Source organism: Streptomyces sp. S07_1.15, from assembly GCF_020739505.1.
Classification (GTDB): domain Bacteria; phylum Actinomycetota; class Actinomycetes; order Streptomycetales; family Streptomycetaceae; genus Streptomyces; species Streptomyces xinghaiensis.
Window position 1 is genome coordinate 3,412,419 of sequence record NZ_JAJBZK010000001.1, and the last position, 20,794, is coordinate 3,433,212.

Sequence of the window (20,794 nt, forward strand, 5' to 3'; positions counted from 1 at the left end):
GTCCCGGTGACGGAGCGCGTGCCCCGTGAGCCGTGCGCCCGTGGAGCCGCCCCGGGTACGCCGCACGCCGCCCGTCGCCGCTGTACCCGCACGCCACCCGCGCCGCTGTGCCCGTACACCGTCCCGCTGCCACGGGCCGGCCGTTCCGCATCCGTACCGCGGCCGTCCTCCTTCTCATTCCCCGCCCCCCGTCTCCCGCCCCCCGCCCCCCCCGTCCGAGGTGCCGATGACGTCCACCGCTCAGTCCTCTCCCTCGCCCTCCACCTCGCCCTCGTCCTCCCCCTCCGCCGCCGTACCGCCCGTGTTCGCCGCGGCGGACCTCGGGGCGACCAGCGGCCGGGTGATCCTCGGCCGGTTCGGCCCGGGCCGGCTCGACCTGACCGAGGCGCACCGCTTCCCCAACATCCCCGTCCGGCTGCCGGGCGGGCTGCACTGGGACGTCCTCGCCCTCCACCAAGGCGTCCTGGACGGGCTGCGCGCGGCGGCGCGGGCGGGCGGCGTCACGTCCGTCGGCATCGACGGCTGGGCCGTGGACTACGGACTGCTGGACGCCGACGGCCGGCTGCTCGGTAATCCGCACCACTACCGGGACGGGCGCACGGAGCACGCGGCCGAGCAGGTGTTCGCCGTGGTGCCGCGCGAGGAGCTGTACCGGATCACCGGCCTGCAGCACTTGCCGTTCACCACCGTCTTCCAGCTCGCCTCGGCCCGGGGCAGCGCCCAACTGGACGCCGCACGGACCCTGTTGCTCGTCCCCGACCTGCTGGTGCACTGGCTGACCGGTACCGTCGGCGCGGAGGCCACCAACGCCTCCACCACCGGACTGTTCGACGCCACCACCCGTACCTGGTCCGCCGGGCTGGCGGACCGGCTCGGCATCCGGCCCGGACTGCTGCCGCCGCTGCGCCTCCCCGGCGATCCGGCCGGGACCCTGCTGCCGCACGTCGCCGCGTACACCGGGCTGCCGCCCTCGACCCCCGTCACCACCGTGGCCTCGCACGACACCGCCTCGGCGGTCGCCGCCGTGCCCGCCCGCGGACCGGACTTCGCCTATGTCTCCTGCGGCACCTGGTCCCTGGCCGGTCTGGAGCTGGACGCGCCGGTGCTCACCGAGGCCGCCCGGACCGCCGGCTTCACCCATGAACTGGGCACGGACGGCACCGTCCGCTTCCTCCGCAACATCATGGGCCTGTGGCTGCTGACGGAGACCCTCGGCACCTGGGCGGCGCGGGGCCTGCCGCACGCTCTCGGCCCGCTGCTGGACGAGGCGGCGCGGGCCCGGCCGTTCGCCGCCGTCATCGACCCGGACGCGCCCGGGTTCCTGCCCCCCGGTGACATGCCCGCCCGGATCGCGGCCTTCTGCGAGCGCACCGGGCAGGCGCCCCCGGAGAGCCCGGGCTCGCTGGTGCGCACCATCCTGGAGGCGCTGGCCCTGGCCCATGCCCGGACGGTGCGGCGGGCGGCGGAGCTGACCGGGCGGGACGTGGCCGTGGTGCATCTGGTCGGCGGCGGCTCGCGCAACGCACTGCTGTGCCAACTCACGGCCGACGCGGCCGGGTTGCCCGTGGTGGCCGGACCCGCCGAGGCCACGGCCATCGGCAGTCTCCTGATCCAGGCCCGCGCCCACGGCGTCGTCGGGGGCGACCGCTCCGCGCTGCGCCGGCTGGTCGCGGCCACGCAGCCGCTACGGCGCTACGAGCCGGGCGGTGACCGGCGTGCCTGGGCCGCGGCCGCCGCCCGGACCGGGCAGCGCGATCCCTGAGGCCCGGTCCGCCTCCCGCCCTTGACCCGCGGCAGGCCCTCCGGACACCGGCCGGGGCTCAGGACCGGCCGGACTCGATGGTGACGCCGAGCGGGATACCGATCTCGGCGGCCATCACCCGGCCCGCCTCCTCCTCCAGCGAACCGTCGTCCGTCTTGGCCTCGGCGTCGAGGTCGAGGCCGTCCAGCTCCTCCAGCGGACTGCCGGTCCGGATGTGGCTGAGCAGCGACTGGAGGGCGCGGAGGGCGGCCGAGGCCGTCGGGCCCCAGGTGTTGAAGTAGGAGAACTGCCACCACCACAGCGCCTCGGCGACCCGGCCGGCCTTGTAGTGGGCCATGCCGTGCCGCAGATCGCTGATGATGTCGGCGAGGTCGTCGGAGATCCGGTGCGGCACCGGCTCGCTCCGCGGCACGTACGGGTCGAAGACCTCGGAGTAGACGTCCGCCGGTTCGAGCAGCACCGCGAACCGCTCGCGCAGCTCGTCCATGTCGGGCTCCGGGCCGGTGTCCGGCTCGTACCGCTCGACGGGGACGAAGTCCTCGTGCGCACCGAGCCGCCCGCCGGCCAGCAGCAGCTGCGAGACCTCCAGCAGCAGGAACGGGATGGCGCTGCCGGGTTCGTCGCCCTTCGCCACCTCCGTGACCGCGACCAGGAAACTCTCGATCTGGTCCGCGATCTGTACGGAGAAGTCGTCCGGGTTCATCTGGGGGTTGTGCAGCGTGGCGTCAGACATCGAGCAGTCGTCTCCCTTCGAAGGCACGCCCGAGGGTGACCTCGTCGGCGTACTCCAGGTCCCCCCCGACCGGGAGGCCGCTGGCCAGTCGTGTGACCTTCATGCCCATGGGCTTGATCATGCGCGCGAGGTAGGTGGCCGTGGCCTCTCCCTCGAGGTTCGGGTCGGTGGCCAGGATCAGCTCGGTGACGGTGCCGTCGGCGAGCCTGGCCAACAATTCCCGTATACGCAAATCATCGGGCCCTACACCCTCGATCGGACTGATCGCTCCGCCGAGGACGTGATAGCGGCCGCGGAACTCCCGGGTGCGCTCGATGGCGACGACGTCCTTGGGCTCCTCGACCACGCAGATGACGGACGGATCGCGGCGCGGGTCCTGGCAGACCCGGCACCGCTCCTCCTGCGCCACGTTGCCGCACACCTCGCAGAACCGGACCCTGGCCTTGACCTCGGTCAGCGCCTGGGCGAGCCGGCGGACATCGGTGGGCTCCGCCTGGAGGATGTGGAAGGCGATCCGCTGCGCGCTCTTGGGACCGACGCCGGGCAGCCTGCCCAACTCGTCGATGAGGTCCTGGACCACGCCTTCGTACACGGGCCGCCTTCTCCTTCTTCTCTTCCCGCCGCCGCCTCACCGGACCGGTGTCCGGAGCGGCCGGCGGCGGTGTTGTGCCGCCGTCCTGCTGTCCTGCCGTGTTGCTGTCCTGCCGTGCTGCTGTCCTGCTGCGGTGCTCAACCGGTGGCCGGGCGGCCGCGGTTGGCCGGGCGGGGACCCGGCGGGGAGACCGCGGCCGGGGTCCGGACCGGCGGGCTCAGAAGGGCAGGCCCGGCATCCCGCCGAGCCCCTGGGTCAGCGGGCCCAGCTTCTCCTGCTGGAGCGCGCTCGCGGCGGCGTTGGCATCGCGCACCGCCGCCAGGATCAGGTCGGCGAGGGTCTCCGTGTCCTCAGGGTCCACCGCCTTGGGATCGATGGCCAGACCCTGGAGCTCACCGGATCCGGACACCGTGACCTTGACGAGCCCACCGCCCGCGGAGCCCTCGACCGACGACTCGGCCAGCTCCTGCTGCGCCTCGGCGAGGTCCTGTTGCATCTTCTGGGCCTGCTGCAGCAGCTGCTGCATATCGGGCTGGCCACCACCGGGAAACACGCGAGTTCGCTCCTGGCATCGACAACGGTTCGGTCTTCGCTTGACGAGCCTACGTGGTCCCCGGGCGCCGCGCTCTACACCGCAAGAAGGAGAAACCGGTACGGGACACCGACCCGTGCGCCACCGCCCCGGCTTCCGCTCCGCTGCGTATGAGGGCCGTCAACCGTCCGTACACCACGGGACACCAGGACCTCCGGCGACGAGTGCGCTCAAGGGCTGAGGGCACTCGGGGCCGGTGGTCGCCCCGGACCGGTGGACGCTCCGGGCTGGTGGACGCTCCGGGCCGGTGGACGCTCCGGGCCGGTGGACGCTCCCGGCCGCTACTCGTGGGCGATCTCCTCCACGACCGTCGCCCCCAGTTCGCGAACGATCAACTCGTGCCCGGAGAGGGCCGAATCGTCGAGGTCGGGGTCGTCGGCGGCCGGCATGTCGTCCTCCGGGGCCACCGGGGTGCGCCGCGGCTCACGCGAGGGCTGGGAGGGGACCGGAGCGGTCGCCTCCGGACGGGACCGCGGCTGCGCCGGGGCCGCACCCGGCGACCCCGGGTCCGCGGCGGGCGCCGGTGCGGCGGAGGGCTGGGCCGGAGCGGACTGCCGGGGCGCGGACGGGGCTCCGCCCCCGAAACCGCCTCCGCCGCCGAAGCCTCCTCCGCCGTTCCCGCCGCCGTAACCGCTTCCGCCGCCGAAGCCCGATCCCGGCCCGGAGGCGGGCGGGGCCGAACCGCCTCCGCCGCCTCCCGTGGTGTCGACCACCGATTCGATCTTCCACTGCACATGGAGCGACTCGGCCAGCGCCTGCCGCAGCACGTCCTCGCTGCCGCCGCTGACGAAGCTGTCACGGGCCCCCGCGTTCGAGAAGCCGATCTGCAGGGTCGTGCCGTCGAAGCCCAGGACATGGGCGTTCTGGCTCAGCAGGATCCAGGTGAACCGACGGCGGTTCTTGACCGCCTCCAGGATGTCCGGCCACATCTGCCGCACCTGGGCGGCGCCCTGTGCCGACCCCGGCGCGGGAGCGGACGCGGCGGCGTCCGGCACCGGTGCGGACTGCTGCGGCCCGGGCGCTCCGGCTCCGCCGGGCCCGGCGGAGCCGCCTCGCGGCCCCTGGCCGAGCGCGGCGGCCGTGGGCCAGCCGCCGGGCCGGTGACCCGCGCCCTCCGCACCGGCTGTACCGGGAGCCGCGCCCTGCGCACCGCCCGGGCCGCCCGCGCCGGGCCGTCCACCGGGCCGCTGCCCGCCGTCAGCGGCTCCGCCGCCCTGACCCGCCGGGGCCCCGCCGCCCTGACCGGGCCAGGCTCCGGCTGGCCGCCGCTCCTCACCGGCGCCCGCGCCCGCACCCGTTGCCGGAGCGGACGCGGCAGGGGGCGCCGCGGCCGGAGCCGCGCCACTGGGCCACCCTCCGGGGCCCGCACCGGGACCGGCCGGGGCCGCTCCGCCCTGCTGCCCCGGGGCACCGCCCGGAGCCGTCGCCCTTCCCTGCTCCTGACCCGGGCCGCCCGCCCCGGGGGAACCCGGAGGCGGCCCCTGAGCCGCCGGGGCCGTGGGCTCCTGACCGGGAGCCGGCGGCTGCTGCGCGGCCCGGTTCGGCAACGCGGCCCGGGCCGCGGCGGGCCCCGCCGGACCGGACGGACCGCCGGCCGGGGCCGCGTAGGCGTCCGGACCGGGCCCCGGACCCTGGCCCGCACCCGAACCCGCGCCCGTGCCCATGGCCGCGCCGCCCGCGAGGGCCCCACGCTCCAGCCGGTCCAGCCGGGCCTGGAACGAGCGCTCGTCGTCGAAGGCGGCGGGCAGCAGGACGCGCGCGCAGATCAGTTCGAGCTGGAGCCGCGGGGAGGTGGCCCCGCGCATCTCGATGAGCCCGGTGTTCACCAGGTCCGCGGCCCGGCTCAGCTCGGCCGCGCCGAACCGCTCGGCCTGCGCCCGCATCCGGTCGAGGACATCGGCGGGGGCGTCGATCAGCCCCTTGTCGGCGGCGTCCGGCACGGCGGCCAGGATGACCAGGTCGCGCAGCCGCTCCAGCAGATCTGCGACGAAGCGGCGCGGATCGTTGCCGCCCTCGATGACGCGGTCGGTGACCTCGAAGGCGGCGCTGCCGTCCCCCGCCGCGAAGGCGTCCACGATGGCGTCGAGGAGCGAGCTGTCGGTGTAGCCGAGCAGGGCCGTGGCCATGGCGTACGTCACGCCGTCCTCGGCGGCGCCCGCGAGGAGCTGGTCCATCACGGACATCGAGTCCCGCACGGAGCCGGCCCCGGCCCGTACGACCAGCGGCAGCACGCCCTCCTCGACGGGGATGGCCTCGCGCTCGCAGACCTCGGCGAGATAGTCCCGCAGGGTGCCGGGGGGCACCAGCCGGAACGGATAGTGGTGCGTCCGCGACCGGATCGTGCCGATGACCTTCTCGGGCTCGGTGGTCGCGAAGATGAACTTGAGGTGCTCCGGCGGCTCCTCGACCACCTTCAGCAGGGCGTTGAAGCCCGCCGGGGTGACCATGTGCGCCTCGTCGATGATGTAGATCTTGTAACGACTGGAGGCGGGGCCGAAGAACGCCTTCTCGCGCAGGTCACGGGCGTCGTCCACGCCTCCGTGCGAGGCGGCGTCGATCTCGATGACGTCGATCGAACCGGGGCCGTTGCGGGCGAGGTCGCGGCAGGACGGGCACGCGCCGCAGGGCTGGGGCGTCGGCCCCTGCTCGCAGTTCAGGCAGCGGGCGAGGATCCGGGCGCTGGTCGTCTTGCCGCAGCCGCGCGGGCCGCTGAACAGATACGCGTGATTGACCCGGTTGTTCCGCAGCGCCTGCTGCAGCGGGTCGGTGACATGCGACTGCCCGATGACCTCCGCGAAGGTCTCGGGACGGTAGCGGCGGTAGAGCGCGAGGGACGACACGCATACGACGATATCGGCCGCCGCCGACAACCGGCCCCACCCCGCGAATGACCCCGCGCACACGACCCGCGGCGCCTCGCGCGCCCCGCCCCCGGGCCGTCCCCGCTCACCGGCCGGCCCCGGGAACGTCAACGCCCCCCACGCACCCGCCAGAGCCCACTTACCCTTGCTGCCTTCCGGCCCTGGGGGAGTTCGGTGAGATAGCGCCACGTGAGGGGCTGGCCCCCACCCTAGCGGATCCCGGACCCCGATTCGAACCGGCGGGGTACCCACCGGACACCCGCACGGCACCCGGCGACAGCCCCGGCCGGCCTCCGCCGGGGGCCCGGGGTACGGGTTCGCTAGCACTGCCTCGCGTCTTGTATTGTTTGCGGCGGAGGATTCGCCTAGTGGCCTAGGGCGCACGCTTGGAAAGCGTGTTGGGGGCAACCCCTCACGAGTTCGAATCTCGTATCCTCCGCAGCCGCCTGAACAGGCGCACCGAAGACCCCGGACCGCTTCAGCGGTCCGGGGTCTTCGGCATGCCCTGGTCTCGGTTCCAGTCTCATCACTTCCGGCATTCGCGACATTCGTTGCGATGCACCGCGACGCCTCTCCAGCCGCCACCGAACGCCCGGACCGAAGACGCACGCCAGTGGCAGAAGATAGGAGTGCGTTTTATGAAGGTGTACTTCTCTATCTGGTGATCCGCCGTCCCCGTCCCGGTGAAGCCCGCAGCCATGGCGCACCCGATCCCCGCAGCGGCGGCGCGTTCCGCCCCCTACGGCGGGGTCTGCCCGCCGGGTGTGGCGGCGGCCGTTCCGGTCCGGTCCGCGGGCGGTTCGGTCGGGGTGGGGGTCGCCCATGTCTCCGCCGGTTCCCGCGTGGCGGTGCCCGGGCCGGTCGGCGGGCCGGACTCCTCGGGGCGCGGGCTGCCGGAGGGAACAAGGCCGGGGGTCTCCGGCGCGGTCGACGGGGTGGGCTCCGCCGGCGGGGTGGAGGGCGTCACCCGGCCGTGGGTGGGCGGGGGCGCCTGGGGGACCGTCGGGGTCGCGGGCGCCCCCGGTGACGCCAGGTAGAACGGCAGGGCGACGAGGGCCGCGACAGCGGCGGACAGACCGGCGCCGGCCGCGGTGCGCAGCAGCCGGCGGCGGGACGCGGCGCGGCGGACCGCCTCGTAGCGGCCGGGGGGCGGGCCGAGGCAGTCGGAGGCGGGCCGCAGGATCACCGCGAGGGGGTCGTCGGGCTCGAAGGGGCCGGGCTCCGGACCGTCGTCAAAGCGTGTGGTCAAGGCTTCTCCTCAGGTGTGCGCGGAGCAGTTCACGGGCCGCGTGGAGATCGGCCTTGACGGTTCCTTCCTTGCGCCCGGTCAGCGCGGACACCTCCCGGATCGGCATGTCAGCGTAGTAGTGCAGCAGGATCGGGACCCGCAGTCTCTGCGGCAGCGACTGCACGAGCAGGCGCACCGACGGGTCGGACTGTTCGGTGTGCGGGCGGACGGCGGCCTCGGTGGTGGCACGCCGCACCGCCTTGCGTTCGCGTTCCAGCTTGCGCCAGTGGTCCCGGACGAGGTTGGCCGCGGTGACGTAGAGGAAGCCGCGGGGCTCCTCCACGGACGTCCAGCGGGCCCAGAGCCGGGTGAACGCCTCGGAGGCGACCTCGTGGGCCGTTTCGTCGTCGTCGACGAGACGGCGGCACCAGCCGGCGAGGCGCGGGTAGAGGGCGGCGAACAGCTCGGACGCCGCCTCGTCACGGGACCGTTTCAACGCTCTCCAGGGTCGTGGTGGTGTGCCGTGCGTGCCCGGCTGGAAGATGCCGGGCCGCCGGTGTGCGTTCCGCCGGCCCGGCGTCCGCTCCGGGGGCAGGGTTCGTTCCGGGGTCAGGGGTCCGGCGGGCTCGGCGCGGCGAAGGCGATCACGTTGTCGCGGTAGCCGTCGGCGGTGCGGGGGCCGCCGCAGGTGATCAGCCGCAGCTCCGGGCGGTCCACGTCCCCGTAGACGTCGTCGGCCGGGAAGTCCGCCCGGGCGACCGTCCGTACGGTGCTGACGGCGAAGGCCACCGTCGTGCCGTTCTCCAGGCGCACCTCGATCCGGTCGCCGCGGCGCAGCCGTGCCAGGTGGCGGAAGACCCCGTCCCGGCCCTCGCCGACCGTGACGTGGCCGAGGATGACCGAGGGGCCGGTCCGCCCCGGGGGCGGCGAATGCCGGTACCAGCCCGCCCGGTCGTCCGCCGTGGCCGGGGGGACTTGCACGGTGCCGTCCGCCGCCAGTCCCAGCCGCATCACCGGGGTGTCGACCCCGATGGCCGGGATCCGCAGCCCGACCGGCACCGCCCCCGGCCGCCCGGAGGTCCGCCCCGGCCGCCCCGGCTTCCCGGTGGCGGGTGAGGACGGTGGCGGGGACCGGGGCGGCGGGGTGCTGCCGGAGGACGGGGTCGCGGCCCCGCGGCCTCCGCAGCCCGCGAGCAGGGAGGACACCGCCGCGGTGGCGAAGGCGCGCCTGGAGAGCGGCATCACGGGTCAGGCCCCGGTCGCCCGCCGGCGGCGTACGACGAGGGCCCCCGCGCCGCCCGCGACGAGCACCGCGGCGGCGGCACCGCCGATCAGCCCGCCGCCGGTCCCGGACTGCGGGGAGTCCGCCGTCACTCCGGTGTCGGGAGCGCCCGACGGGACGACGGAGACCTGCCCCTCGGCCGGCTCGCGGGACGGTTCGACGGTGGGGACCGCGGAGGCGGGAGCCGGCGCCTCGGACGCTTCGGCCCGGTCCGTCGGCGAGGCCGGGACCGGCGCCTCGGTGGGGACGGCCGTGGGAGCCGGGGAGGCGTCCGCGGCCGGACGGGCCGTGAGGGCCTCGGCCGCCCCGCCGGCGAACGCGGGCCCGGTGCCCGCCAGTACGGCGGTGCACGCGAGTGCGAGGGCACTGAGGACAGTTCGGCGCATGGGATCGCTCTCTTTCGTCGGTCCGCCCGGGTGCTCGGCGGACTGGGTGACGGTCGAGCGGAGAGACGAGGCGGCGGCGGAGCGGGTTGTAAAGAGCGGGCAAAGTCCGGTTTCCGGCAGCTCGCCGGCCGTGCCTCAGCGTTTGACGCGGCCGCGGACGGCCAGGACGGCGAGGCCGAGCAGAAGGGGTTCGGTGAGGCGGGAGGCCATCTCGATGTAGACGCCCGCGGTGGTCAGTTCGGCTTCGGCGGAGCGGAAGACCACCGAGTTGATCGCGACCCGTACCGACTTCTCCCACCGTTCGGTGGTGAGACGTTCGGCCAACGCGCCGTCCGGGGCGGCTGGTTCGGCGGGCGGTTCCGCGGCCGGTTCGCCAGCCGGTTCGGCGGCCGGCTGCGCGCTCTCGCGGTCGGCTCCGGCTGCCTGCCCCGGCTCGGGAACGGCGGCGGGTATGCCCCACAGCATCAGCGTCAGCACGGTGACGGAGATGGCGCCCAGCAGCCAGCACATGGCCCGTGAGGCGCGCAGCCCGTAGCCGGAGAGCGCCCAGTAGGTGGTCAGCAGTCTCCGTTCGGCGGAGGCCCGGGTGGGGTCGTGCCGGCGCATCTCCATCTCGCCGTAGTAGAAGTCGGCGGCGTCCGGTTCGTTCTTGCCGTCCTCCAGGGACTTGCGCAGCTGGCGGTAGAGCACGGCCAGCGCGGCGGGCTCCGGGGGGCGTGTGCCGTCGGGCGGCGGTTCCCAGCCGTGGGGCCGTCCGGGGCGGCGGCCGGATTCCCGTCCGGCCCGCCAGTGGTGCTCCTCCACCAGGGTGCTGCGCCGGGCCCAGCGGCGCGGCAGGATCCCGGTCCGGCCGGCGGGGCTCCGGCCGAAGACACACCGGCCCTCCAGGCGCAGCTGGTCGAGGTGGAGGGTGCCGGAGAAGCGGCAGGCGGTGAGGTCCACGTCGTTGAGCGTCAGATGCGCGGCGTCGGCTCCGGTCAGCGAGAGGATCCGGACCGCCGGGTCGCCGTCCGGCAGTTCCGCCTCGGGGACCGTGCCGCCCTCCGGGGCGGTGAAGGGGGCCGGGGCCGCGGCCACGGTGAGGGGGTATTCGAGGACGGCGTCGGTCAGGTCGACGCCGGCGTAGCGCAGCCGGAGCGTCGCCGTGGACGACCAGCGGGTCTGGACGCAGACCGCCTTCGTGACCGCCGCTTCGACGACGACGGGCGCCGCGAACACCGCACCGGAGAGGACGAGGGTGTCGGCGCAGGTCAGCGGGCCGAGTACGGGCGCTTCGTCGAACCGCGCCATGTCGAAGCGGGCATTGCCCGCGAAGCGTGCGCCGTGGAACAAGGTCTGCCCGGAGAACTGTGCCCCGCCGAAGCCCGCCGATCCGCGGAACTCCGTCCCGTCGAAGCCGGCGGCGCCGGAGAACCGGGTCACGGTGAAGTAGGCGTCGCCCTGGAACCGCGTGTCGTTGAAGCGGGCGTCACCGGCGAAGCGGGCCGCGCCGAACCGGGCCCGCCCCCGGAACCGGGCGCCGGTGAACCAGCAGGCCCCGTGGAACCGGGAACTGCCGAACCACCCGTCGCCGCCGAACCGCGTGTCGTGGAACCAGGCGCTGCCGCGGAACTGGGCGGCGCCGAAGCCCGCGGTCCCGGCGAAGCGGACCCCCTGGAACCAGGCGTCGGCGGCGAACTCCGCCCCGGACAACGACATGTCGCCGGCGAACCGCGCCCCGGAGAACCAGGCGTCGCCGGTGAAGCACGCCCCGCCGAAGTCGGCTCCGCCCGCGAACCGCGCCCCGTCGAACCGGGCGGTGCCGATCCGCGGCCGCCGGATGGCGGGGTCGCGCAGCGCGGTGAGGAGGGCGGTGAGCAGTTCCTGGGTGAAGGGGGTGCCGCGGTGGTCGACATCGGCGCCCGGGGTCAGGGAGGCCAGATAGGCGGCCCGGTCGGCGTCGGTGAGATGGGCGAGGCAGGCGCCGTGGTCCCCGACCGGGGTCCCGTCACAGGCGGGCGGGCCGGCGGCGGTGCCCGCGCCGGGGCCAGTGCCCGCGCCGGGGTCAGTGCCGGTGCCGGCGCCAGGGCCGGGGCCAGTGCCGGTGCCGATTCCCGTGCTCGTGCCGGTCGTTCGGCTCTCTCTGTCCACGTCGTCCTCCGCGGGAAGCCTAGTGGCGGTCGGTCGCGGGTCCGTGGCGGAGGGGCAACTCCACGGGCCGGAGAACCACTTGGACGGCGGGTTCCGGGGGCGCACAGCCGGAGGCCGGGGCACCGGGGACCGGCGTGCGGGGCCGCGGCGCGGCGGTGGCGTCACGGAACCGTAAGCACTCGGCGGCCCGTTTCCGGGCCGGTGGCGCCTAGATTCGCCGCTGACACACCGAATCCTGGGAGCTGCCATGCGCGTCCGTGTCCCCGTCCGCCGCTCGTTCCTTCCGGCCCTCGCGGCCGCCGTCCTCCTCACCGTCGCCGGGTGCGGCTCCGGCGGGGAGTCCGGCGCGTCGGGCGGATCGGGGGAGGCGGGCACCGCCGCCGGCTCCTCGCCGGAGGCCGGGTCCGGCGAGGAGCCGGCCGACGGGTCCGGCACGGACGACGGGACGAAGGGCGGGGACGCGAACGGGTCGGCGGAGGTGCCCGACGCCTTCCGGTTCACCGGGCAGACCCTGGACGGACAGAAGTTCGACGGGGCGGAGCTCGCGGGCAAGCCCACCGTGCTGTGGTTCTGGGCCCCGTGGTGCCCCAAGTGCAAGGCGCAGGGCCCGGAGACGGCGAAGGTGGCACAGGAGTTCGAGGGCAAGGCGCATGTGGTCGGCGTCGCGGGCCTCGACAAGCCGGCGGCCATGAAGGACTTCGTCAGCTCCGCGAAGGTCGGCGGCTTCCCCCAGCTCAACGACGAACCCGGCGCACTGTGGCGCAAGTTCGGGGTGACCGAGCAGAGCGTCTACGTGGTGCTCGACGGCAAGGGCGAGACGGTCTTCACCGGCAATCTGCCGGCCGGTGAGGGACTGGCCGGCAAGGTCCGCGAGCTGGTCGGCTGATCCGCCGTGCCGGATCTCCCCCTCGCGCTGGCCCTGACGGCGGGCATGCTCGCCGCCGTGAACCCCTGCGGATTCGCACTGCTGCCCGCCTACCTCTCCCTGCTCGTCCTGGGCGACGGCGGGGACGCCCCCTCCCGCGCGACCCTGGTCGGCCGCGCGCTGACCGCGACCGCCGCCATGACGGCCGGCTTCACGGCCGTGTTCGCCGTGTTCGGGCTGGCCGTCGCCCCCGTCGCGGGACAGGTGCAGCGGCATCTGCCCTGGTTCACCATCGTCTTCGGGCTGCTGCTGGGCCTCGTCGGCGTCTGGCTGCTGGCCGGCCGCCAGCTGCCCGCGCTGCTCCCCAAGCTCCGCCGCGCGCCCACCGTTTCCCGCTCCCTGCCCTCCATGGCCCTGTTCGGCGGCGCCTACGCGATCGCCTCCCTCGGCTGCACCATCGCGCCGTTCCTCGCCATCGTGGTCTCCGCGTTCCGCGGCGGCTCGGTGGCGGCGGGTGTGGCGCTCTTCGCGGCCTACGCGGCCGGGATGGGCCTGATCACCGGTGCGGCCGCGCTGTCGGTGGCCCTGACCCGCACCGCGCGGGTGGGCGGGCTGCGCCGGCTCGGCGGGGCCGCGTCCCGGCTGGGCGGCGGGCTGCTGCTCCTGGCCGGCGCGTATGTGGCGTACTACGGCTGGTACGAGATCCGGGCGCTCGGCGGCGGTCCGGTCGCCGACCCCGTGGTGGACGGCGCGGGCGCCGTGCAGCGGCTGCTGGCGGGGGCGCTGGCGGAGATCGGCGTACCCGTGGTGGCCGCGGTGTTCGCCGGGTTGCTGGCGGCGGTGTTCCTCCTCCTCCGCGCCCGCCGGGCCGTCGGTGCGGCAGCGGAGCCGGCGTTGGCGCCGGAGAAAGAAATGGGGCCGGAGCCGGGGCGGGAGTCCGGCCCGGAACCCGGTGACGGCCGGGACCGCCCGGCCGGGGAACCGGCCCGGCACGCGCCCGAGCACCGGTGACGCCCGTCCGCGCGTTCGACGGCACCGCCCCCGCGGCCGGCTCCGGGCCCGCCGCCGCTGCCCCCGGTCCGCCCCGGCGCGTCGTGCCGTGTCCCGCCCCGGGCCGGGTAGCCGAGCGGTCATGGGCGAGATTCTGGTGGGGACGTGTTCCTGGACGGACCGCGCGCTGATCGCCTCGGGCTGGTATCCGCCGGGCCGCCGGGACCCGGAGGGGCGGTTGCGGCACTACGCCGAGCGGTTCCCCGTCGTCGAGGTCGACGCCTCGTACTACGCCCTCCCGAGCCGTCGCAACAGTCTGCTCTGGGCCGAACGCACCCCGCCCGGCTTCGTGTTCGACGTCAAGGCGTTCTCCCTGCTGACGGGGCATCCGACACCGCAGGGGTCCCTGCCCGCCGATCTGCGGTCCTCGCTCCCCCGGCAGCGGGGCCGCGGCCCGGGCAGTACCGACCCGGCTCTGCTCGACGAGGTGTGGCAGCGCTTCACCACGGCGCTCGAACCCCTGCGCGAGGCAGGCCGGCTGGGCACCGTGCTGTTCCAGTTCCCGCCGTGGTTCGCGCCCGGCGCGCGGGCCGGAGACGTCCTCGGCGCCTGTGCGGAGCGCACCGCGGGCTGGCCGGTCGCGGTCGAGTTCCGGCACCCGGACTGGTGGCACGCGGACACCCGCGAGGCCACGGCCGCCCTGCTGACGCGGCTCGGCTTCGCGGCCGTGGCGGTGGACATGGCGCGGGGTCTGCCCGCCTCGGTGCCCCCGGTCACCCCGGTGACGTCGCCGCGGCTGGGCGTGGTCCGCTTCCACGGCCGCAGCACGGCCTGGGGGACCGGCAGCAAGGAGGACCGGTTCCGGTACGGCTACACGGAGGACGAACTGGCCGCCTGGACACCGAAGGTGCGGCGAATGGCGGAGCGGGCGGAGCGGCTGCACGTGCTGTTCAACAACTGCTGCGGTGACGCGGCCGTCCGGGCGGCGGAGTCGATGCGGACGCTGCTCGGGCTTCCCGCCGGGGTGACCTGAGACACCGTCACGGTGCCTCGGCCGCCGCCGGGACGACGAGGACGTCGCAGACCGCCTCCTGTGTCACGTGCCGGGCGACCCCGCCGAGCAGAGCGCGGCCCAGCCGGCCGTGCCGGGCACCGGTGCCGACCACGACCAGGCCGGCGCCGTAGCGGTCGGCCAGCTCGGGGACGGCGTCCTCGGCCCGGCCCGGGGTCACCAGGACCTGCGCGGGCGGCGGCACGAGCCCGGCCGCCCTGCGCTCGATCTCCGTCCGCGACCGCTCGGCGGCCGTACCCCGCAGCTGTTCCAGCTCGTGCTCGCCCATCCCCCGCATCAGCAGCAGGTGCTCGCCGGGGACGGTGATGGCATGGGCCAGCAGGTGCTCCGCGCCCGGGGTCAGCGCGATACCGGCCCCGGCCGTGATGAAGGAGGACTCGGACGTGCCGACGGCGAGCAGCACCCTGCCGTAGGGCACCCCGGGAGGGATCCGGACGACCAGCACCGGGATGTCGCTCGCCCGCACCAGGTCCTGAGGGGTGCCGCCGAGGAGACCCTCGGCCCTCCGGTGCCCGCCGTGCGCCCCGACGACGAGCAGGTCCGCGCCCCGCTCCCCCGCCTCCTCCAGGACTTCGGCCGCGGTTCTGCCGGAGCGCACCACGGCGTGCGCCTCCACCGCTCCCGCGCACCGGCCGAGCTGCGCCCGGAGCCGGTCACCGGCGTGCGCCAGGAGGCCGGGGTCCAGATCCGGGTCGGTCACGTGGACGGCGGTCAGCGCGGCGCCGTGCTCCGCGGCGAGCGCCGCCGCCCGCGCGACGGCCCGCTCCGCGTGCGCGGAGAGGTCGGTGGCCACCAGGACGTGCCGGGGCGGCCCCGGGCGCACCCGCGTCGCTCCCGCCGGATCGGACATGCCGTCACGCTAGCCCGTCCCCGGCCGGTACGGCACCTCGGACGGCACCTCGGAGGGCAGCGCGTCGGAAGCCGTCCCGGACGCCCCGGCCGGGTTCAGGCACCGTGCCCGCCCGCCCCGCCGTCCCGCTCCCGGCCGCCCTCGCCGTTCTCCGCGCCGCCGCTCTCCCGCTCCGCCCGTGCGACGTTCTCCTTGACGAGGAGGAAGCTGTCCGGCGTGACGGAGATCGAGTCGATCCCGGCGCCCACCAGGAAGCGGGCGAAGTCCGGGTCGTCGCTGGGGCGCTGCCCGCACAGCCCGGTCTTGCGGCCCTTGCGGTGCGCCGTCTCGATCAGATACTCGATGCTCCGGGTGACGGCCGGGTCGCGCTCGTTGAACTCCCGGGCCAGCAGCTCCGAGTCGCGGTCGATCCCCAGGGTCAGCTGGGTGAGGTCGTTGCTGCCGATGGAGAAGCCGTCGAAGCGGTCGGCGAACTCCGCGGCGAGGACGATGTTCGAGGGGATCTCCGCCATCACGTAGATCTCCAGCCCTTGCCGGCCGCGTTCCAGGCCGTGGGCGGCCATCGTCTCCAGCACCCGGTCGGCCTCCTGGAGGGTGCGGCAGAACGGGATCATGACGACGGTGTTCGTCAGCCCCATCTCGTCGCGCACCCGGCGGATGGCGCGGCACTCCAGGGCGAAGCCCTCGCGGTAGCCCTCGCTGTAGTAGCGGCCGGCACCGCGCCAGCCCAGCATGGGGTTCTCCTCGCCCGGTTCGAACGGCTCTCCGCCGATGAGCCGGGCGTACTCGTTGGTCTTGAAGTCGCTCATCCGGACGATGACGGGCTTGGGCCACCAGGCGGCGGCGATCCGGGCGACGCCGTGGGCGAGCCGGTCGACGAAGAAGGCGGTCTTGTCCTCGTAGCCGCGGGTGAGGGCGTCGATGCGGGCCCGGGCCTCCGCGTCCTCCAGGGTGGCGTGGTGGACGAGCGCCATCGGGTGGATCTTGATGTGGTTGTTGACGACGAACTCCATCCGGGCCAGCCCCACGCCGTCCGCCGGCAGCCGCCACCAGCGGAAGGCCGCCGAGGGGTTGGCGATGTTCAGCATGACCCGCGTGCGGGTGGGGGCGATGTCCGCGAGGTCGGTCTCGTGTTCGTCGTAGTCGAGGATGCCGGGGTAGACGCGGCCCTCCTCGCCCTCGGCGCAGGAGACGGTGATCTCCTGGCCGCTGCTGAGCACGGTGGTGGCGTCGCCGGTGCCGACGACGGCGGCGAGGCCCAGCTCCCGGCTGACGATCGCGGCGTGCGAGGTGCGGCCGCCGCGGTCGGTGACGATGGCCGCCGCCCGCTTCATGATCGGTTCCCAGTCGGGGTCGGTGGCGCCGGTGACCAGCACCGCCCCGTCCTCGAAGTCGGCGATCTCCCGGGCCGTGCGCAGCCGGCAGACCTTGCCGGTGGCGATGGCGTCACCGACGGCCAGGCCGGTCACCAGCGGACCGTCGTGGCCGGTCAGCCGGTACGAGCGGAGGATCCCGGCGTCCTTGCGGGTCTGCACGGTCTCGGGGCGGGCCTGGACGACGGAGAGCTCGCCGGTCCGCCCGTCCTTGGCCCACTCCAGGTCCATCGGGCAGCCGTAGTGCTCCTCGACGACGACGGCCCACTCGGCCAGCGCCAGGATCTCCTCGTCGCGGAGGACGCGGGACTCCCGCTCCTCCCCGGAGGTCTCCACGGTCTCGGTCGGCGCCCGGCCCGGGCCCCCGGCGCCGTAGACGATCTTCGTCTGCTTGCGGCCGGCCGTCCGGGAGATCACCGGTTTCAGCCCCGGCTTCCCGAGCAGCGGCTTGAAGACCAGGTACTCGTCCGGGTCCACCGTGCCGGAGACGACGGACTCGCCCAGCCCGTACGCGGCGTTGATCAGCACGACGCGGGGGAAGCCGCTGTCGGTGTCGAGCGTGAACGCCACCCCGGCGCCCGCCAGATCGGAGCGGACCATCTCCTGGACGCCCACGGACAGCGCCACCTGGAGATGGCCGAAGCCGTGGTGCTCGCGGTAACTGATCGCGCGGTCGGTGAAGAGCGAGGCGTAGCAGCGCCGGCAGGCGTCGAGCAGCGCCTCCTCACCGGTGATGTTGAGGAAGGTCTCCTGCTGCCCGGCGAAGCTGGCCTCGGGGAGGTCCTCGGCGGTGGCGCTGCTGCGCACCGCGACATCCGGGTCCTGCCGCCCCAGCCGGGCGGCGAGCTCCCGGTAGGCCTCCCGTACGGCCGCGGTCAGGCGGGGCGGGAGCTCCGCGCCGAGGATCAGCTCCCGGATCGCCCGGCCCGTCCCGGCCGGCGCGGCCCCGGCGCTCAGCGCGTCGAGCCGTTCCCGGATCCGGCCCCGCAGGTCCCCGGTGGAGAGGAACTCCTCGTAGGCCGCGGCGGTGGTGGCGAAGCCGGGGGGCACCCGGACGCCCCGGGCGGAGAGGTTGGAGATCATCTCGCCCAGGGAGGCGTTCTTGCCGCCGACCACCGCGACATCGCCGGAGGAGAGGTCCTCGAACCAACGCACCATGTCCCCGGCATCCTGACTGGCCATGCCGCCCCGGGTAGCCCCGAACGGCCGAAACAAAACAGGAAATTCCGGACGCCCTCGTCATCCCCGCAGACCCCCCGGGCACACCGCTCCCCCGGGCCCGGACACCGCCGCCACCGGCCCGCCGCGTCCCGCGTCCGGGGCCGCTCCTCCCTGGCGGCACCGGGCGACGGGCAGCAGGATGACGATCGACGCACCGACGAACCGGGAGTTGACATGGGCCGCTTGGACGGTCGCACGGCCATCATCACGGGTGCCGCGCGGGGCATCGGCGCGGCCATGGCCCGCCTCTTCACCGCGGAGGGCGCCTCCGTCGTCCTCGGCGACGTCCTCCGGGAGGAGGGCGAGGCGCTGGCCGCCGAGCTGGGCCCCGCTGCCCGCTTCCACCCGCTGGACGTCACCGTCGCGGACGACTGGTCCGCCGCCGTCGCGGCGGCCGAGGAGGCGTACGGCCCGGTGTCCGTGCTGGTCAACAACGCGGGCATCGTCGACTTCGGCACCGTCGGTGAGCAGAGCCCGGAAGCCTTCCGGCGGGTCCTGGACGTCAACCTCTACGGCGCCTGGCTGGGCCTGCACACGGCCGTCCCGTCCCTGCGCCGCGCGGGCGGGGGCGTGGTCGTCAACATCTCGTCCACGGCGGGGCTGATGGGCTACGCCAACCTCGGCGCCTACACGGCGAGCAAGTGGGGTCTGCGCGGCCTGACGAAGTCGGCCGCGCTGGAACTGGCCCCGGACGAGGTGCGGGTCTGCTCCGTGCACCCCGGCCCGATCGCCACGCCGATGACCGCCGGGCTGGACCCGTCCCTGGTCGCCACGCAGCCGCTCCCGCGCTTCGGGCGGCCGGAGGAGGTCGCGAAGATGGCGCTGTTCGTCGTCGCGGACGCGACGTACTCCACGGGCTGCGAGTTCGTCGTGGACGGCGGCGCGACCACCGGCTTCCCCCTGCCGGTGGAGGCCCCGCGGGAGTAGCGCAGGAGGAGGGAATGGGCCGTGAGGGACCGCGGACCGCTCCCCTCCCGCCGCCGTCCCGGGCCGGGCACACCGGACACCGATGCCGCACCCGTCGCACATGCCGCGCACCCCACCGGACCGGATACTGCCGTCATGACCGGAGAACCGCCGTCACAGGACGTCCTCACCACCGATCTCTACGAGGCGACCATGTGCCTCGCCTATCTGCGCGAGGGCATGACCGGCGAGGCCACCTTCAGCCTGTTCGTCCGCAAGCTCCCGCCGGGCCGCGGCTTCCTGGTCGCCGCGGGCCTCGAACCGGCGCTCGACCACCTCTCCCGGCTCCGGGTCGGCCCCGCCGAGACGGCCGCCTTCGCGGCGGCGATGAACCGGCCCGCCGAGGAGCTGGAGGCGATGAACGGCCTGGAGTTCCGCGGCGAGGTCCGCGCCGTCCCCGAGGGCCGGATCGTGCTGGCCGGCGAGCCGCTGCTGGAGGTCACCGCCCCGCTTCCGCAAGCCCAGCTCGCGGAGACCATCCTGCTCAACCAGGTCAGCCACCAGACGGCGGTCGCCTCCAAGACGGCCCGCTGCGTCCTCGCCGCCCGCGGCCGCCCGGTCGTGGACTTCGCGCTGCGCCGGACCCACGGCACCGAGGCCGGTCACGCCATGGCCCGGCTCAGCGCCCTGACCGGCTTCGCCGGCACCAGCGACGTCGCCGCCGCCCGCGCCTTCGGCCTGCGGGCCGTCGGCACCATGGCGCACTCGTACATCGAGGCGTACGAGGACGAGGAGGCGGCCTTCCACGCCTTCGCCCGCGTCCACCCCGGCCCGGTCACCCTGCTGGTGGACACCTACGACACCGAGGAGGGCGTCCACGCCGCGGCCCGCGTCCTGCACGACCTCGGCTACGGACCCGGCTGCGCGGTCCGCCTCGACAGCGGGGACCTGGGCGAACTGGCCGTCCGCTCCCGGCACATCCTCGACACGGCCGGGCTGCCCGAGGTGCGGATCACCGCCAGCGGCGGCCTGGACGAGTACGAGATCGACCGGCTGGTGGCCTCGGGCGCCCCGATCGACACCTACGCGGTCGGCACCCGGGCCGGCGTCTCCGCCGACGCCCCGTATCTGGACTCCGCCTACAAGCTGGTCGCCTATGACGGCCGCCCGGTGATGAAGCTGTCCCGCCGGAAGGTCACCCGGCCGGCGGCCAAGCAGGTCTTCCGCCGCCCCGGCCTGCGGGACACGATCGCGCTCCGGGACGAGCCGCTGCCGCCGGGCGCCGAACCGCTGCTGGAGACCGTGATGACCGGCGGGCGGCGCACCGCCCCGGCGGCCCCGCTCGACGCCGCCCGGCGCCGCTTCGAGGCCGATCTGGCCGAACTCCCGGACGCCGCACGGCGGATCAGGGATCCGCAGGCGCCGGAGGCCGGGGTGTCCGAGGCGCTCGCCCGGCTCACCGAGGAGGTCCGCCGGCGGATCGAGACCCGCGTCCTGGGCACACCGGGCCGCTGAACCACACCCGCCCACCGGGGCCGCGGCGGCCGCGCCACGCCGCGGAAGCGCCCGGCGCCCGGAGCCCGCCCCGGCCGCCCCGGCCGTCCCGGCCCGGGAGTTCAAGCCCGGAGGCGCCCAGGCCAGGGAGTTCAGGCCCGGGGAATCAGGACCGGCGGTCCGGTCCGCCCTCGTGGTGCAGATGACGGATGTGCGCGTCGGGCCCCGGGAAGACCACCGTCACCCGGCCGGTGTCCGACCAGCGCACGTCGTACGGGGGCGTGCCGTCGGCGTGGTGCAGTCCGACGATCTCGCCGTCCCGACGGGCGCCGCCCGTCGTTCCGCTCTCCACCACGATCTGGTCGCCGAGCTGTGCCTGCATCGTCCTCACCGCTCTCTGCCGGAGCTTCCGCCTCCAGCCTGGCACGCCCGCGCGGAGAGGGCACGGTGGCGGACG

General features: G+C 75.1%; 18 protein-coding genes, 1 tRNA gene and 1 other RNA gene. 7 read left to right on the top strand and 13 right to left on the bottom strand.

Annotation, left to right across the window (positions count from 1 at the left end; translation table 11 throughout):
- Window positions 1–226: 226 nt before the first annotated feature.
- Window positions 227–1,762, top strand: a complete 1,536-nt coding sequence (locus tag LIX60_RS14625; protein ID WP_227958802.1) for a rhamnulokinase family protein — start codon at window positions 227–229, stop codon at window positions 1,760–1,762.
- A gap of 58 nt (window positions 1,763–1,820) precedes the next feature.
- On the opposite strand, the gene LIX60_RS14630 is transcribed toward LIX60_RS14625, so the two are convergent.
- From LIX60_RS14630 to ffs, 5 genes are all read right to left on the bottom strand, one after another.
- Entirely contained in the window at window positions 1,821–2,495 is a 675-nt protein-coding gene (locus tag LIX60_RS14630; protein ID WP_019707484.1) for a DUF5063 domain-containing protein, read from the bottom strand.
- Entirely contained in the window at window positions 2,488–3,087 is a 600-nt protein-coding gene (gene recR / locus LIX60_RS14635) for a recombination mediator RecR (RefSeq protein WP_019707483.1), read from the bottom strand. The genes LIX60_RS14630 and recR overlap by 8 nt, the downstream gene beginning before the upstream one ends.
- Window positions 3,088–3,304: 217 nt before the next feature.
- Window positions 3,305–3,640 carry a YbaB/EbfC family nucleoid-associated protein gene (locus tag LIX60_RS14640; RefSeq protein WP_037679409.1) on the bottom strand — a complete coding sequence of 112 codons (336 nt, stop codon included), beginning with the start codon at window positions 3,638–3,640 and terminating at the stop codon, window positions 3,305–3,307.
- Window positions 3,641–3,960: 320 nt separating this feature from the next.
- Window positions 3,961–6,519, bottom strand: coding sequence for a DNA polymerase III subunit gamma and tau (locus tag LIX60_RS14645; RefSeq protein ID WP_227958803.1), 2,559 nt, complete (start codon window positions 6,517–6,519; stop codon window positions 3,961–3,963).
- A gap of 124 nt (window positions 6,520–6,643) precedes the next feature.
- An RNA gene (gene ffs, locus LIX60_RS14650) (signal recognition particle sRNA small type) lies at window positions 6,644–6,742 on the bottom strand.
- Window positions 6,743–6,894: 152 nt separating this feature from the next.
- Here ffs and LIX60_RS14655 point away from each other — a divergent pair.
- Window positions 6,895–6,979: transfer RNA gene (locus LIX60_RS14655), tRNA-Ser, on the top strand.
- A 300-nt stretch (window positions 6,980–7,279) separates the two neighbouring features.
- On the opposite strand, the gene LIX60_RS14660 is transcribed toward LIX60_RS14655, so the two are convergent.
- The 5 genes from LIX60_RS14660 to LIX60_RS14680 form a co-directional block, all read right to left on the bottom strand.
- Window positions 7,280–7,789, bottom strand: a complete 510-nt coding sequence (locus LIX60_RS14660) for a hypothetical protein (protein WP_227958804.1) — start codon at window positions 7,787–7,789, stop codon at window positions 7,280–7,282.
- Window positions 7,773–8,264, bottom strand: a complete 492-nt coding sequence (locus tag LIX60_RS14665; protein ID WP_019706082.1) for an RNA polymerase sigma factor — start codon at window positions 8,262–8,264, stop codon at window positions 7,773–7,775. The genes LIX60_RS14660 and LIX60_RS14665 overlap by 17 nt, the downstream gene beginning before the upstream one ends.
- A 113-nt stretch (window positions 8,265–8,377) precedes the next feature.
- On the bottom strand, window positions 8,378–9,013 hold the full coding sequence (locus tag LIX60_RS14670; protein ID WP_227958805.1) for a class F sortase: 636 nt from the start codon (window positions 9,011–9,013) through the stop codon (window positions 8,378–8,380).
- Window positions 9,014–9,016: 3 nt separating this feature from the next.
- The gene (locus tag LIX60_RS14675; protein WP_227958806.1) at window positions 9,017–9,436 is read right to left on the bottom strand and encodes a Tat pathway signal sequence domain protein; all 420 of its coding nucleotides are present in this window, start codon (window positions 9,434–9,436) and stop codon (window positions 9,017–9,019) included.
- Between the two features lie 135 nt (window positions 9,437–9,571).
- Window positions 9,572–11,566, bottom strand: coding sequence for a pentapeptide repeat-containing protein (locus LIX60_RS14680; RefSeq protein ID WP_227958807.1), 1,995 nt, complete (start codon window positions 11,564–11,566; stop codon window positions 9,572–9,574).
- A 247-nt stretch (window positions 11,567–11,813) separates the two neighbouring features.
- Here LIX60_RS14680 and LIX60_RS14685 point away from each other — a divergent pair, with 247 nt between their 5' ends.
- The 3 genes from LIX60_RS14685 (at window position 11,814) to LIX60_RS14695 (ending at window position 14,454) form a co-directional block, all read left to right on the top strand.
- Window positions 11,814–12,452: a redoxin domain-containing protein gene (locus LIX60_RS14685; RefSeq protein WP_227958808.1), complete on the top strand. Its 639-nt coding sequence runs from the start codon at window positions 11,814–11,816 to the stop codon at window positions 12,450–12,452.
- Between the two features lie 6 nt (window positions 12,453–12,458).
- Window positions 12,459–13,442: a cytochrome c biogenesis protein CcdA gene (locus tag LIX60_RS14690; RefSeq protein WP_308101331.1), complete on the top strand. Its 984-nt coding sequence runs from the start codon at window positions 12,459–12,461 to the stop codon at window positions 13,440–13,442.
- A 121-nt stretch (window positions 13,443–13,563) separates the two neighbouring features.
- Window positions 13,564–14,454 (top strand): DUF72 domain-containing protein, encoded by an 891-nt coding sequence (locus LIX60_RS14695; RefSeq protein ID WP_227958809.1) that lies wholly within the window; start codon window positions 13,564–13,566, stop codon window positions 14,452–14,454.
- A 7-nt stretch (window positions 14,455–14,461) separates the two neighbouring features.
- Here LIX60_RS14695 and LIX60_RS14700 read toward each other — a convergent pair whose 3' ends face one another.
- Together LIX60_RS14700 and ppsA are read right to left on the bottom strand one after the other, a co-directional pair.
- Complete coding sequence (locus LIX60_RS14700; RefSeq protein ID WP_227958810.1) at window positions 14,462–15,343, bottom strand: universal stress protein; 882 nt, start codon at window positions 15,341–15,343, stop codon at window positions 14,462–14,464.
- Between the two features lie 95 nt (window positions 15,344–15,438).
- A complete protein-coding gene (gene ppsA, locus LIX60_RS14705; RefSeq protein WP_227958811.1) occupies window positions 15,439–17,898 on the bottom strand; it encodes a phosphoenolpyruvate synthase in 2,460 nt (819 codons plus the stop codon).
- A 213-nt stretch (window positions 17,899–18,111) separates the two neighbouring features.
- Here ppsA and LIX60_RS14710 point away from each other — a divergent pair, with 213 nt between their 5' ends.
- Both LIX60_RS14710 and LIX60_RS14715 read left to right on the top strand, forming a co-directional pair.
- The gene (locus LIX60_RS14710) at window positions 18,112–18,864 is read left to right on the top strand and encodes a glucose 1-dehydrogenase (RefSeq protein WP_227958812.1); all 753 of its coding nucleotides are present in this window, start codon (window positions 18,112–18,114) and stop codon (window positions 18,862–18,864) included.
- Window positions 18,865–18,999: 135 nt separating this feature from the next.
- A complete protein-coding gene (locus LIX60_RS14715; RefSeq protein ID WP_227958813.1) occupies window positions 19,000–20,358 on the top strand; it encodes a nicotinate phosphoribosyltransferase in 1,359 nt (452 codons plus the stop codon).
- A 145-nt stretch (window positions 20,359–20,503) separates the two neighbouring features.
- Here the strand turns inward: LIX60_RS14715 and LIX60_RS14720 are convergent, their stop codons facing one another.
- Window positions 20,504–20,719 (bottom strand): DUF1918 domain-containing protein, encoded by a 216-nt coding sequence (locus LIX60_RS14720; RefSeq protein ID WP_043471845.1) that lies wholly within the window; start codon window positions 20,717–20,719, stop codon window positions 20,504–20,506.
- Window positions 20,720–20,794 lie beyond the last annotated feature (75 nt).

Bases quoted from the DNA above. Each gene is read 5' to 3' on its own strand.
- LIX60_RS14625 (WP_227958802.1), top strand. From the start codon at position 227: ATGACGTCCACCGCTCAGTCCTCTCCCTCGCCCTCCACCTCGCCCTCG.
- LIX60_RS14630 (WP_019707484.1), bottom strand. From the start codon at position 2,495: ATGTCTGACGCCACGCTGCACAACCCCCAGATGAACCCGGACGACTTC.
- LIX60_RS14675 (WP_227958806.1), bottom strand. From the start codon at position 9,436: ATGCGCCGAACTGTCCTCAGTGCCCTCGCACTCGCGTGCACCGCCGTA.
- LIX60_RS14685 (WP_227958808.1), top strand. From the start codon at position 11,814: ATGCGCGTCCGTGTCCCCGTCCGCCGCTCGTTCCTTCCGGCCCTCGCG.
- LIX60_RS14695 (WP_227958809.1), top strand. From the start codon at position 13,564: ATGGGCGAGATTCTGGTGGGGACGTGTTCCTGGACGGACCGCGCGCTG.
- LIX60_RS14700 (WP_227958810.1), bottom strand. From the start codon at position 15,343: ATGTCCGATCCGGCGGGAGCGACGCGGGTGCGCCCGGGGCCGCCCCGG.
- ppsA (WP_227958811.1), bottom strand. From the start codon at position 17,898: ATGGCCAGTCAGGATGCCGGGGACATGGTGCGTTGGTTCGAGGACCTC.
- LIX60_RS14710 (WP_227958812.1), top strand. From the start codon at position 18,112: ATGGGCCGCTTGGACGGTCGCACGGCCATCATCACGGGTGCCGCGCGG.
- LIX60_RS14715 (WP_227958813.1), top strand. From the start codon at position 19,000: ATGACCGGAGAACCGCCGTCACAGGACGTCCTCACCACCGATCTCTAC.
- LIX60_RS14720 (WP_043471845.1), bottom strand. From the start codon at position 20,719: ATGCAGGCACAGCTCGGCGACCAGATCGTGGTGGAGAGCGGAACGACG.